This is a genomic window from Martinezella hainanensis (assembly GCF_900094555.1).
Classification (GTDB): domain Bacteria; phylum Pseudomonadota; class Alphaproteobacteria; order Rhizobiales; family Rhizobiaceae; genus Rhizobium; species Rhizobium hainanense.
Window position 1 is genome coordinate 69,927 of the sequence record NZ_FMAC01000004.1, and the last position, 13,402, is coordinate 83,328.

11 protein-coding genes are annotated in these 13,402 nt (G+C 58.3%); 8 read left to right on the forward strand and 3 right to left on the reverse strand.

Annotated elements, in window-relative coordinates; genetic code table 11:
- Positions 1 to 27 precede the first annotated feature (27 nt).
- The 8 genes from hemE (at position 28) to GA0061100_RS14095 (ending at position 8,908) form a co-directional block, all read left to right on the forward strand.
- The gene (gene hemE, locus GA0061100_RS14060; protein WP_075853349.1) at positions 28 to 1,062 is read left to right on the forward strand and encodes a uroporphyrinogen decarboxylase; all 1,035 of its coding nucleotides are present in this window, start codon (positions 28 to 30) and stop codon (positions 1,060 to 1,062) included.
- Entirely contained in the window at positions 1,062 to 1,607 is a 546-nt protein-coding gene (gene hemJ, locus GA0061100_RS14065) for a protoporphyrinogen oxidase HemJ (protein WP_208621534.1), read from the forward strand. Before hemE ends, hemJ begins: the two co-directional genes overlap by 1 nt.
- A 197-nt stretch (positions 1,608 to 1,804) precedes the next feature.
- Entirely contained in the window at positions 1,805 to 3,070 is a 1,266-nt protein-coding gene (gene rho / locus GA0061100_RS14070; protein ID WP_004127423.1) for a transcription termination factor Rho, read from the forward strand.
- A gap of 139 nt (positions 3,071 to 3,209) precedes the next feature.
- The gene (gene mnmE / locus GA0061100_RS14075) at positions 3,210 to 4,529 is read left to right on the forward strand and encodes a tRNA uridine-5-carboxymethylaminomethyl(34) synthesis GTPase MnmE (protein ID WP_244557837.1); all 1,320 of its coding nucleotides are present in this window, start codon (positions 3,210 to 3,212) and stop codon (positions 4,527 to 4,529) included.
- 110 nt (positions 4,530 to 4,639) lie between these two features.
- Positions 4,640 to 6,520, forward strand: coding sequence for a tRNA uridine-5-carboxymethylaminomethyl(34) synthesis enzyme MnmG (gene mnmG, locus GA0061100_RS14080; RefSeq protein ID WP_075853791.1), 1,881 nt, complete (start codon positions 4,640 to 4,642; stop codon positions 6,518 to 6,520).
- Between the two features lie 30 nt (positions 6,521 to 6,550).
- Positions 6,551 to 7,168, forward strand: a complete 618-nt coding sequence (gene rsmG, locus GA0061100_RS14085) for a 16S rRNA (guanine(527)-N(7))-methyltransferase RsmG (RefSeq protein WP_075853351.1) — start codon at positions 6,551 to 6,553, stop codon at positions 7,166 to 7,168.
- A gap of 21 nt (positions 7,169 to 7,189) precedes the next feature.
- Positions 7,190 to 7,987 carry a ParA family protein gene (locus tag GA0061100_RS14090; protein ID WP_075853352.1) on the forward strand — a complete coding sequence of 266 codons (798 nt, stop codon included), beginning with the start codon at positions 7,190 to 7,192 and terminating at the stop codon, positions 7,985 to 7,987.
- Positions 7,988 to 8,023: 36 nt separating this feature from the next.
- Positions 8,024 to 8,908 (forward strand): ParB/RepB/Spo0J family partition protein, encoded by an 885-nt coding sequence (locus tag GA0061100_RS14095; RefSeq protein WP_075853353.1) that lies wholly within the window; start codon positions 8,024 to 8,026, stop codon positions 8,906 to 8,908.
- A 185-nt stretch (positions 8,909 to 9,093) separates the two neighbouring features.
- On the opposite strand, the gene holA is transcribed toward GA0061100_RS14095, so the two are convergent.
- Genes holA through leuS form a run of 3 tightly spaced genes read right to left on the reverse strand, consistent with a single transcriptional unit; the run spans position 9,094 to position 13,286 of the window.
- On the reverse strand, positions 9,094 to 10,131 hold the full coding sequence (holA, locus tag GA0061100_RS14100; RefSeq protein WP_075853354.1) for a DNA polymerase III subunit delta: 1,038 nt from the start codon (positions 10,129 to 10,131) through the stop codon (positions 9,094 to 9,096).
- A gap of 13 nt (positions 10,132 to 10,144) precedes the next feature.
- The gene (locus tag GA0061100_RS14105; RefSeq protein ID WP_075853355.1) at positions 10,145 to 10,666 is read right to left on the reverse strand and encodes an LPS assembly lipoprotein LptE; all 522 of its coding nucleotides are present in this window, start codon (positions 10,664 to 10,666) and stop codon (positions 10,145 to 10,147) included.
- On the reverse strand, positions 10,656 to 13,286 hold the full coding sequence (gene leuS, locus GA0061100_RS14110; protein WP_075853356.1) for a leucine--tRNA ligase: 2,631 nt from the start codon (positions 13,284 to 13,286) through the stop codon (positions 10,656 to 10,658). The genes GA0061100_RS14105 and leuS overlap by 11 nt, the downstream gene beginning before the upstream one ends.
- Positions 13,287 to 13,402 lie beyond the last annotated feature (116 nt).

A 13,402-nucleotide genomic window follows, 5' to 3' on the forward strand; every position in this document is an offset into this window, starting at 1 on the left:
TGTTTGGTTTTATATAGGACGACGTCTGTGACCGATGAACGCCGGAAGATCATGCGGGTCTTGAGCGGAGAAACGCTCAGCCCTCCCCCGCTCTGGCTGATGAGACAGGCAGGGCGTTATCTACCCGAGTATCGTGAAACGCGTGCGAAGGCTGGAAGCTTCCTTGATCTCTGTTATACGCCTGACCATGCCGTCGAGGTGACGATGCAGCCGATCCGACGTTATGGCTTCGATGCTGCAATCCTGTTTTCCGATATTCTGGTCATTCCCGATGCGTTGAAACGCAATGTCCGCTATACCGAGGGTCATGGTCCGGAGATGGATCCGATCGACGAGGCGGGTATCCTGGCTTTGAAACCGGAGGGGGTCGTAGCCTACCTGGAGCCGGTCATGGAGACGGTGCGGCGGCTGCGGCGGGACTTGCCCACGGAGACAACGCTTCTTGGCTTCTGTGGGGCTCCCTGGACCGTTGCGACCTATATGATCGCTGGACACGGCACACCGGACCAGGCCCCTGCCCGGCTCTTTGCCTACCGCTATCCGAAGGCCTTCGAACATCTGCTGATGCTGCTTGCAGACATCTCCGCCGATTATCTCGTCGCGCAGATCGATGCGGGTGCGGATGCCGTACAGATTTTCGATTCCTGGGCCGGCGTGCTCGGCGAGAAGGAATTCGAGGCTTTTGCCATCAAGCCGGTCGCAAAAATGATCGCGTCGATCAAGGCGCGGCGGCCGCAGGCTCGGGTGATCGCTTTCGCCAAGGGTGCGGGCTATCTCTTAAAAACCTATCGTCAGAAGACGGGTGCTGATGCGATCGGTCTCGATTGGTCGGTGCCATTGGCCTTTGCTCGCGAACTGCAGAAGGACGGGCCGGTGCAGGGAAATCTTGACCCCATGCGTGTCGTCGCTGGCGGCAAGGCTCTGGACGACGGGATCGACGACGTCTTGCAGCAGCTCGGGAACGGCCCGCTGATTTTCAATCTCGGGCACGGTATCACGCCGCAGGCGGACCCCGCCAATGTTGCGAGGCTTGTCGAACGCGTGCGGGGATGGAGGAACTGATGACGATGGAAAAGCAGACGGATTCCGCTCCGGGCCAAAGAGCCGGACGGCGCGCCTATTTCATGATCCTGATTTTTGCGGTTCTGGCGATCGGCCTCTTCGCCTGGCATCCCGCCGATCTCTATCTCTGGATCAAGGCGCTGCACATCATTGCCGTCATCTCGTGGATGGCCGGCATGTTCTATCTGCCGCGTCTTTTCGTCTATCATATCGATGCGGAACCGGGTTCGCAGCAATCCGAGACGTTCAAGGTGATGGAGCAGCGGCTGCTGCGCTACATCATCACGCCGGCGATGATTCTGACCTGGATTTTCGGGCTCTACCTCGCCTGGTCCGTCTATGATTTCCAGGGTGGCTGGCTGCACGCCAAGATCGGGCTCGTTGTGCTGCTATCGGCCGTTCACGGTCATTTCAGCAGCGCGGTGCGCGCCTTCGCCCGAGACGAAAACAAGCATTCGGCGCGGTACTGGCGCCTGATGAACGAGGCGCCGACGCTGTTGATGATCGCGATCGTCATTCTCGTGGTCGTCAAGCCCTTTGCGTGAGGCGTGGCTGTATTAGGGGCGACGTTAAATTTCTTTCATTTTGCGTGCCCCCCTTGCGGTTCAGAAAGTGAGTCGCTATTTTCCCGCCATCTTCTCTTCGTGGCATGTATCCATTCTGTCGCCCGCGAGCGCCCCTATCGCGGTTCTGAATACGAGCAACATTGCCTTTCCCCTCCTAAAAATGAGTAATTCCCTTCATGGCTGAAATGAAGCTTCAGGAACTGAAAAATAAATCCCCGACCGATCTCCTGGCCTTTGCCGAATCGCTCGAGGTGGAAAACGCCAGCACGATGCGCAAACAGGAATTGATGTTTGCAATTCTCAAGGTGCTGGCGAGCCAGGACGTAGAAATCATCGGCGAGGGCGTCGTCGAGGTTCTGCAGGATGGCTTCGGTTTCTTGCGTTCCGCTAACGCAAACTATCTTCCCGGTCCGGACGACATCTATATCTCCCCCTCGCAGATCCGCCGTTTCTCTTTGAAGACGGGCGATACGGTCGAGGGACCGATCCGCGGACCGAAGGAAGGCGAACGTTATTTCGCGCTGCTCAAGGTCAACACCATCAATTTCGACGATCCGGAAAAGATCCGTCACAAGGTTCACTTCGACAATCTGACGCCGCTCTATCCAAACGAGCGTTTCCGTATGGAACTCGACGTTCCCACGTCGAAGGATCTGTCACCGCGTGTCATCGATCTTGTGGCACCGCTCGGCAAGGGCCAGCGCGGCCTGATCGTCGCGCCGCCGCGTACCGGTAAAACCGTTCTCCTGCAGAACATCGCCCATTCCATCACCGCCAATCATCCCGACTGCTATCTGATCGTTCTCTTGATCGACGAGCGTCCGGAAGAAGTGACCGACATGCAGCGCTCCGTGCGCGGTGAAGTCATCTCCTCGACCTTCGACGAGCCGGCCGTGCGCCACGTGCAGGTTGCCGAAATGGTCATCGAGAAGGCCAAGCGCCTTGTCGAACATGGCCGCGACGTCGTCATCCTGCTCGATTCCATCACCCGCCTCGGCCGTGCCTATAACACCGTCGTCCCCTCTTCGGGCAAGGTTCTGACCGGTGGTGTCGACGCCAACGCTCTGCAGCGCCCGAAGCGCTTCTTCGGTGCCGCGCGTAATATCGAAGAAGGCGGTTCGCTGACGATCATCGCGACGGCTCTGATCGATACCGGCAGCCGCATGGACGAAGTGATCTTCGAAGAATTCAAGGGTACCGGTAACTCTGAAATCGTGCTCGACCGTAAGGTCGCCGACAAGCGCATCTTCCCGGCGATGGATATTCTCAAGTCCGGTACGCGTAAGGAAGACTTGCTTGTGCCGCGCCAGGATCTGCAGAAGATCTTCGTTCTGCGTCGAATTCTTGCCCCGATGGGTACGACCGATGCAATCGAATTCCTGATCGACAAGCTCAAGCAGACGAAGAACAACCCGGACTTCTTCGATTCGATGAACACGTAATCCTTAGCCGGATTCATAGAATCCGCTGCTTTGGCAGTGCTTATATGGTGTTATGATCGGGCTGCATTTTGCAGCCCGATTTTGTTTGTTGGATCGGATGTCGCCCGCCCGGCAATCGATTCGGATGCGGATCAATTTGATGGTGACCATGAACGAGACGATCTATGCTTTGTCCAGCGGCGGACTGCCGGCCGGCGTTGCCGTCATTCGTATCAGCGGGAATCTGGCGTTCCCTATTGCTGGGTCCCTTGCCGGCGCGCTGCCGGCTCCTCGGCAAGCCGGACTAAAAACGATTCGGACTCGTAACGGTCTAGTCATCGATCGCGGCCTAGTGCTGATTTTCCCCGGCCCAGCCTCCTTTACCGGAGAAGATTGCGTCGAGATTCATGTTCACGGCGGTAAAGCGGTGGTGAATGCGCTTCTGCAGGAGCTTTCGGCCTTCGAGCATTGCCGTCTGGCGGAGCACGGTGAGTTTTCGCGGCGCGCCCTCGAGAATGGAAAGATGGATCTGGTGGAGGTGGAAGGCCTTGCCGATCTCATCAGTGCTGAAACGGAGATGCAGCGTCGGCTTGCGCTTGAGCATGCGGCTGGCGGGCTATCGGGTCTCTATAACGCTTGGGCCGACAGATTGACACGGGCACGCGCTCTGATCGAGGCGGAACTGGATTTTGCCGACGAGGACGACGTGCCTGGCTCCGTCTCCGATATGGTATGGGCCGATATGAAGCGGCTGCGCCTGGAAATTTCCGATCATCTCGCTGGCGCCGATCTCGGCGAGATCATTCGCGATGGCTTGAAGGTGGTGATCGCAGGCGCGCCTAATGCAGGCAAATCCAGTCTCATGAATGCGCTGGCAAAGCGTGAAGTGGCAATCGTTACTGATATTGCGGGGACCACGCGCGATGTTCTGCATATCGATCTCAATATCGAGGGATATGCCGTCAAGCTCTATGATACGGCCGGACTGCGGGAAACCGATGAGATCGTCGAGCGGGAGGGCATTCGACGCGCACTGCGGACGGTTGCTGATGCGGATCTTGTTCTGTCTCTTGCCGAAATCGGCAGCGAAGCACAACGGAATTTTCCGGGCTTTGTCGGCAAGGTCCTGACTATTGGTACGAAAGCTGATATTCATCCGGGGGAAACCAATCAGTATGATCTGTTGATTTCCTCGGCTACCGGTTCAGGTTTGGCGGAGTTGCATGAGCTTCTGCGGCAGGATCTGCAGGCGCGTTCCGGGATGCTGTCGTTGGCTTTGCCGAGTCGGCTGCGTCATCGCACATTGCTTGGCGAGAGCCTTCGTGCCGTCGAGGCGGCGCTTGCGTCAGAGGATCGCGGTCTCGATATCAGGGCAGAATATTTAAGGCAGGCGGCAACCAGCCTTGGACGCATTACCGGACGGGTCGATGTGGAAGATTTGCTGGATGTGATCTTCTCGGAATTCTGCATAGGAAAATGATTCACGTGAAACAGGGCTGCGCCTTATGTCCCTGATTGACGTTTCACGTGAAACCTTCTTGACTCCTAAAATTGGTGTGCCAAACAAGCGGCACGACCGAGGACTGGATGATGTTCGATACAATGTATGATGTGATTGTTGTGGGTGGTGGGCATGCAGGCAGCGAAGCCGCAGCCGCAGCCGCGCGCCTGGGTGCGCGCACGGCACTCGTAACGCATAAGCGCGACACGATCGGCGTCATGTCCTGTAACCCCGCAATTGGCGGTCTTGGCAAAGGTCATCTGGTTCGGGAAATTGATGCTCTTGATGGCTTGATGGGTCGCGTTGCGGATGCGGCTGGCATCCAGTTTCGCATGCTCAATCGCAAGAAGGGCCCTGCCGTGCGCGGCCCACGTACCCAGGCAGACCGCAAGCTCTATCGTTTGGCCATGCAGGCAGAGATCGCCGCAATCGACAATCTCGAGATCATAGAGGGTGACGCTTTCGATCTCGGCTTTGAGCACGGCCGGGTGTCTGCGGTGATCTTGAAAGACGGGCGCAGCATTCGCTGCGGCGCCGTTGTTCTGACCACGGGCACTTTTCTTCGCGGCCTCATTCATATTGGCGACAAGAAGATACCGGCTGGTCGCGTTGGCGAGGAACCATCTCTCGGGCTTTCCGCTACGTTGTTACGACATGGCCTTGCCTTGGGGCGGTTGAAAACCGGAACCCCTGCCCGGCTTGATGGTACGAGCATCGATTGGGATTCTGTTGGACGGCAGGGAGCGGATGAAGATCCGACGCCCTTCTCTTTCATGACCGATTCCATCGTGAATCCACAAATTGAATGCGGCGTAACCAGAACGACGCCTGAGACTCACAGGATCATTGCCGAAAACCTGAAGCGTTCGGCGATGTATTCCGGCCAGATTGAAGGCGTGGGACCGCGCTATTGCCCATCGATCGAAGACAAGATCGTCAAATTCGGCGAACGCGACGGTCATCAAATCTTCCTGGAGCCGGAGGGTTTGGACGACAATACCGTCTATCCAAACGGCATATCGACCTCGCTGCCTGAGGATGTCCAGAATGAGTTCATCAAGACCATTCCGGGTCTGGAACGAGTGCGCATTCTTCAGCATGCCTATGCCATTGAGTATGATCATGTCGATCCGCGTGAATTGAAACTGTCCCTTGAAGTGGAAAAGATTCCCGGACTTTTCTTGGCTGGTCAAATCAACGGTACGACGGGATATGAAGAAGCTGGCGCCCAGGGGCTCGTTGCGGGGCTGAATGCCGCGCGTTTAGCCGGCGGCGGCAAAGCCATTGAGTTCAGCAGAACAGAATCCTATATCGGTGTGATGATCGACGATTTGACCTCGCGCGGCGTAGCAGAGCCTTATCGTATGTTCACCTCGCGCGCGGAGTATCGTCTGTCGCTCCGCGCTGACAATGCCGATGTTCGCCTTACTCCGGTCGGGCTTGCTTTGGGCTGCGTTGGTTTCGGTCGTGCGGCGCGTTTCGGCCGGTATATGAAGAAGCTCGAGCAGACGCGCGATCAGCTGAGAAGCCTGACTGTGACGCCGAACGAGGCCGAGAAGGCCGGTATGCATCTTAACAAGGACGGTCAGCGACGTTCCGCCTATGAGCTTCTGTCTCATCCAGGTCAGTCGGTGGAAAACCTGTCGCGGCTCTGGCCGGAATTGGGGTCCATTGAGCGCAACGTGGCTGAGGCGATCGAGATCGAGGCGGCCTATGCCGTCTATATGGATCGCCAGACGGCCGATATCGTTCAAGCCCGCAGGGAAGAAGAGCGTGTTATTCCGGCGGAGTTTGATTTCTCCGTTCTTTCAGGATTGTCCAATGAGCTGAAGCAGAAGCTGGGAGTTGCTCGACCCAAAAATATCGCCCAAGCCTCGCGCATTGACGGAATGACGCCGGCGGCTATCTCTTTGCTATTGGCTTATTTGAGGAAGATGAGCGCGCCTGAAGAGCAGAAGCTCGTTTCCTGACGCCACTACAAGGTTGGAGAGTCCAATAGTATGGAATTGAACGGTGTGCGTGTTTCACGTGAAACACAGGAGCGGTTGCAGCATTTTGCGCAGCTTTTTCAGAAATGGGCGAAGACCATCAATCTTGTCGCGCCTTCTACGATCGACGATCTTTGGCGGCGCCACATCGCGGATAGCGCGCAGATATTTCAGCTGCATCCGGCACCGGACCATTGGGTTGATCTGGGGAGTGGTGGTGGATTTCCGGGTGTGATAACGGCAATTCTGCTGGCGGAAAAGGGTGCCGGGCACGTCGATCTGGTCGAAAGCAATCAGAAAAAGGCTGCGTTTTTGCGTGTCTGTCTGCGGGAATGCGCAGCTCGCGGCGCGGTTCATGCCATTCGTATCGAAGAAGCGCCTTCGGCTATCCAAAATTGTGACGTAATTTCCGCACGAGCACTTGCCGAGCTTGAGATGTTGCTGGATTACGCGGCTCCTTGGCTCGATCGCAATGAAAATCTGCGTCTCTTTCTGCATAAAGGCCGGGATTACGAGCGCGAGCTACAGAAAGCCCGTGGTCGTTGGGAATTCGATCTGGTAAAACATCAGAGTGTCGTTGAGCGAGATTCCGTCATTCTGGAGCTAAGTCGCCTTCGACGCCTGATTTAACCATAATTGGATATGCGGCAGATGATCGGCGAGCGAAACCGGATTATTACAATCGCAAATCAAAAGGGCGGCGTTGGGAAGACGACGACCGCGATCAACCTGGCGACGGCTCTTGCGGCCATCGGCGAGCGCGTCCTGATCGTGGATCTCGATCCGCAGGGCAATGCCAGTACAGGCTTGGGCATCGAGCGACGTGATCGCAAGTTGTCGTCCTATGATCTGTTGGTAGGCAGCCATGGGATCATGGATACGGTTCAGGAAACGGCCGTTCCGAATCTCTTCATCGTGCCATCAACGATGGATCTGCTCGGCGTCGAGATGGAAATCGCGCAGCAGCCGGATCGCGTCTTCAAGCTGCGGCGAGCGCTGAACGCCTCGGACGCCCTCGCCTTTTCCTATATTCTGGTGGATTGCCCACCCTCGTTCAATCTTCTGACGATGAATGCCATGGCGGCGGCACATTCCGTTTTGGTGCCGTTACAGTGCGAATTTTTCGCACTGGAAGGCCTCAGCCAGCTGCTGGAAACCGTCGATCAGGTGCGGCGGACGGTCAATCCGTCCCTCGATATTCAGGGAATCGTCTTGACCATGTTCGATTCTCGCAACAATCTGGCGCAGCAGGTTGTCACCGATGTACGGACTCATCTTGGCGAAAAAGTCTACCACACGTTGATTCCGCGCAACGTTCGCGTGTCCGAAGCGCCATCCTACGGCAAGCCCGCCATTCTTTACGATCTGAAGTGCGCAGGCAGCCAGGCCTATCTGCAACTGGCTTCGGAAGTGATTCAAAGAGAGCGGCAGCGGAAAGCTGCCGCCTGATATGATCTAGTATTTGTTCAAGAGTGAGTATCGGCGATGAATGATGATCTTTCGAAGCGGCGTCTCGGGCGCGGACTGGCGGCCCTTATCGGGGAGATGGATCAGCCGACGCCTGTGGATGCCGGCAGACCGGCCGTCAATCCCGATCGCCTGGTGCCGATCGAGTTCATCAGCCGCAATCCGCGCAATCCGCGCCGCTATTTCGACGAAACCGAGCTGCATGATCTTGCCAGCTCTATCCGCCAGCATGGCATCGTCCAGCCGGTCGTGGTCCGCACGGTTTCCAGCGATCGCTTTGAAATCATTGCCGGTGAAAGACGCTGGCGCGCAGCTCAGCTTGCCGGCCTGATCGAAATTCCAGTGATCGTACGCGATGTTGACGACAAGACCGCGCTTGAGATTGCTATTGTCGAGAACGTCCAGCGCGCAGACCTCAATCCATTGGAAGAGGCATTGGGTTACGAGCAGTTGATCGCCGAGCATGGCTATACGCAAAACGATCTCGGCGAAATCATCGGCAAGAGCCGTAGCCATGTCGCGAATTCTTTGCGACTGCTGAAGCTTCCCGATCCGGTGCGCGATATGCTTGCTGCCGGCTCGCTTTCCGCCGGTCATGCCCGCGCCCTCGTTTCGACCTCCGATCCGACGGCACTGGCGCGAACTGTCGTTTCCAAGGGCATGTCCGTTCGCGATGCCGAGCGGCTGGCGCAGAATGACATCAAGGCTCAGAACGATCCTCGCCCGGCTGGCGCGCGCAGGGATGAGAAGGATTCCGATACGCTGGCGCTCGAGCGCACCCTGTCGGACACGCTCGGGCTGGATGTTTCCATCAATCACCGCGGCAATGGCGGCCAGGTGAAGATCAGCTACAAGACGCTGGAGCAGCTTGAGGAAATCTGCCGGCTTCTGGAGCGCCGCTAGAACGGTTCAGCCCCTCACGGGAACGTTATCGGTCTGGTCGCTTGCTACTCGCTATACCCGACGGAAGACCGTTACGTGTTTTCTCCGGAATTGCTCGATAACTCAATAATGCTGTAAAAACAAAGAGATGGGCGGTTACGGCTTCGCTCTGCGTCCGGCCTATCCAAGCCGTTTCCCGTGAAACATCAGCCTCTGCGTGCCGACTGCAATGTGGTCGCAAGCAGGGTTTGCGTTGCGATCGTGTCTTCGAGGCTCGCACGCTGGCGCGTCTGGAGAATGGCGGATTGCAGCCTGTTCATCTCGCGGGCGATGGCGGGAGCGGACCAGGTCTTGAGAGCCTGTTCTATGATCGGCTTGCGCCTGAAGTGCAGATGACGCCCATGCGTCTGCATGACCTGGGCCGGCGCGATCCGCTTTTCATCCATCTCGGCCCGCATCGTATCGAGCATCTGAAACTGCCGCAGGCAACCCTGTAGCACGAGAAACATCGGGGTCTTGGAGGAGGCGATCTTCTGCATGGCATGCAGAAAGGCCTCGGAGTCCCCCTTCAAGATGGCGTCGACGGCATCATCGGTGGAAATCGCGCTGGCATCACCGATGATCTCCATGACATGGTTTTCTTCGATCGTGCCCTGCCCGCGGCAGTAAAGCGCCAGTTTGCGCACCTCGTTGCGCGAAGCGATGCGGTCACCGCCAAGAAGCTCGAGCAATGCCTGACGGGCTGCCGGGGCAATGCGCAACCCCTCATTTGCCAGCTCCGTATCGATCAGGCCATTCAGGGCTCTGGCGTCATCGGCATAGCAGGGAATGGTCGCGACGGAGCGTGCCGGTTCGGCCACCTTGCGCAGACCCGCGCCCTTCTTCAGATCGCCGGCTTCGATGATGACGAAACTCGCCTCCGGCGGGCCTTCAGCAATGATCTGCATCGAATCGATCAATGCTTTTTCATTGGCGGCACCGCGAATCCAGACGAGCTTTTCGCCGCCGAACAGACCGATGGCGTTGACTTCATCGAGCAGGCGTCCTGCATCATTCTGCAGGTCGCCGACGTCAAGCTTGATGAGGGAAAAGGCATCGTTGAGATCGACGCCGGTTTTGGCGGCGATCTGCGCTGCACGTTCGGAAACGAGGCCACGATCCGGGCCATAGATCACGAAGACCCGATAATTGCGCGCGGCATTTTGCAGGAATCCATCAAATTCGTGAGACTTGATTTCCGCCATGCCGCGCTCTTTATCAGCGGCTGAGCGCGGCAGCGATATCGGCTGCGACCATCTCGGCCACTTCGCGGGCGGCACGGTCTTCCGAATCACGGATGGCGCGCTGCTTGGCGAATTCCTGGGTCGGGAAGTCGACGAGCGAAGTCACCGCTCGGCTACCCGATTTGATGACTTTGCCAGTGCCGATTTCCTTCAAGGTGAAGGAAGCCGTCACGGTGGTACGGCCTGCGCCGGACGTATCCGAAGACGGAAGATAGAGCACGCCGGCGGTGCCGGAGCTGACGCTCAGATCGACATTGTATTTCGGCGTCTTGGTCTCGCCCGCGCCGCGCCCGGCGATGAAGATCAGCTGGTTGCGCACCTGGAGACCGATGCGCGAGCCGACGTCGGAGAAGGAGACTTCCGACAGCTTCTGCGTGACACCGGTGCTGACGGCATAGAGCGGCCGAACCTGGCAGGCAGACAGAAGTCCGGCAACGGCCACAAGAGACGCAACGCCGGCGATGCGGGCGAACTTGAAAAGAGTATCAGACGACAATGTTTACGATCCTCTGTGGAACGACGATGATCTTCTTTGGCGCCTGACCATTCAATGCGCTCGTAACGGCATCCAGGGCGAGCACGGCCTGTTGCACGGCATTCTGATCTGCATCGCGCGCGATTGTCAATTCGGCGCGCTTCTTGCCGTTGATCTGGACGGGATAGACGATCTCGTTCTCGATGACGAGCGCTTCGTCGTAGGTCGGCCATATGCTGGTCGCGATCATATGGGTGTTGCCGAGGGCTGCCGAGCACTCCTCGGCCAGATGCGGCGTGATCGGCGCGACCAAAGCAATCAGGATCTCGACGGCTTCGCGCACGGCTGAGCGATAGGCTGCGTCGGCCTGGCCAGCAGCCACTTTCGTCAGCGGTGCCGCCAGGGCATTGACGAATTCGTAGATGCGCGCCACGGCCTTGTTGAAGGCGAGCTTGTCGTAGTCGCCCTGAACCGCCTTCAGTGTGCGATGGGCGATCTGTGAGATGGCCAGCGCTTCGCCTTCCTTAGCCGGAGTCGATTCGACGGTCTTCAGGGCGTCGGCAGCTTCCGAGACCAGTCGCCACATGCGCTGCGTGAAACGATGCGCGCCTTCGACGCCGGCTTCCGACCAGATGACGTCGCGGTCCGGCGGCGAATCGGAGAGCACGAAGAAGCGTGCCGTATCGGCGCCGTACGAAGCGATGATGTCATCGGGATCGACGACATTCTTCTTCGACTTCGACATCTTTTCGATCGAGCCGATGGCAATCTCCTCACCATTCGACAGCAGTGTTGCGCGGCGCTGGCCGTCCACTTCTTCGATGCGGATCTCGGCCGGCGACACCCATTCGCGCGTCAGGCCATTGCCGCGGCTATAGGTTTCATGCACCACCATCCCCTGTGTGAACAGGCCTTTGAAGGGCTCCTTCACGTCGAGATGACCGGTTTCACGCATGGCGCGGGTGAAGAAGCGCGAATAGAGCAGATGCAGGATCGCGTGCTCGATACCGCCGATATACTGGTCGACGGGCAGCCAATGATTGGCGGCCTTCTGATCCGTCGGCTGGTCTTCCCAGGGCGCAGTGAAGCGGGCGAAATACCAGCTCGAATCGACGAAAGTATCCATCGTATCGGTTTCACGGCGTGCATCCTTGCCACATTGCGGGCAGGCGACATGGCGCCAGGTGGCGTGCCGGTCGAGCGGATTGCCGGGCTGGTCGAAGGTAACGTCGTCGGGCAGCCGGACGGGCAGGTCCTGCTTCGGCACCGGCAGCACGCCGCAATCGTCGCAATGGATGACCGGGATCGGGCAGCCCCAATAGCGCTGGCGGGAAATGCCCCAGTCGCGCAGGCGGAAATTCACCTTGCGCTCGGCCTGTGGCGCGTTGCCGAGGCTCGTTTCGGAAAGCTTTGTGGCGACCGTTTCGAAGGCTTCCTCGGTACTCATGCCGTCGAGGAAACGGGAATTGATCATGACACCGTCGCCGTCATAGGCGACATCGCCGACCGTAAAGCTCGCCGCATCGCCATCAGCGGGCATGACGACGGGCACGACGGGCAGGCTGTATTTGCGGGCGAAATCCAGATCGCGCTGGTCGCCGGACGGGCAGCCGAAGATGGCGCCCGTGCCATAGTCCATCAGCACGAAGTTGGCGATGTAGACGGGCAGTTCCCAGGACGGATCGAAGGGGTGGCGGACGCGGATGCCGGTGTCCATGCCCTTCTTCTCGGCCGTTTCGAGCGCAGCCAGCGAGGTGCCGGCGCGGCGGCATTCCTCACAGAAGGCCTCGATCGCCGGGTCCTTGGCGGCGGCTTCCTTGGCGAGCGGATGGTCGGCCGAGATCGCCAGGAAGGAGGCGCCGAACAGCGTATCGGGTCGTGTCGTGTAAACAGTGATCTCGCGATCGCTGTTGGGAGCGGTTTCGGCTACGATTTCCCAGCGAACGGTCAGGCCCTCGGAGCGGCCGATCCAGTTCTTCTGCATCAGCCGCACTTTTTCCGGCCAATGATCCAGCGTGTCCAGGGCATCAAGCAGTTCCTGGCTGAATTCGGTGATCTTGAAGAACCACTGCGTCAGCTCGCGCTGCTCGACGAGCGCGCCAGAGCGCCAGCCGCGGCCGTCGATGACCTGCTCGTTGGCGAGAACGGTGTTGTCGACCGGGTCCCAATTGACCTTGGACTTCTTGCGGTAGACCAGGCCCTTCTCCATCATGTCGATGAAGAGCATCTGCTGGCGGTGATAGTAATCGACGTCGCAGGTCGCGAACTCGCGGCTCCAGTCGAGCGACAGGCCCATGGCCTTCAGCTGGGTGCGCATCGAGGCGATGTTCTGGTAGGTCCATTCCTTCGGATGCACCTTGTTGTCGCGCGCGGCGTTTTCCGCCGGCATGCCGAAGGCGTCCCATCCCATCGGATGCAGCACATTGTAGCCGCGGGCGCGCTTGTAGCGGGCAACGACATCGCCCATCGCATAGTTGCGCACATGGCCCATATGGATGCGGCCCGATGGATAGGGAAACATCTCTAGAACGTAGTATTTCTCGCGCGGATCGGCGTTGTCGGTAACGAAGACCTTTTCCTCGTTCCATTTCTGCTGCCAGCGGGGCTCGGCGTCGCGCGGATTATAACGTTCGATAGACATCTGATCTTGTATTCCGAAAAATCATGGGGAGTAAGGCGAGACCTTCACCACGAAACCACCCAAGCGTCAAGTTTAGCAGGTGCAGCAAGTGCCTTATCTTGCAAAGCAAAGCCGGA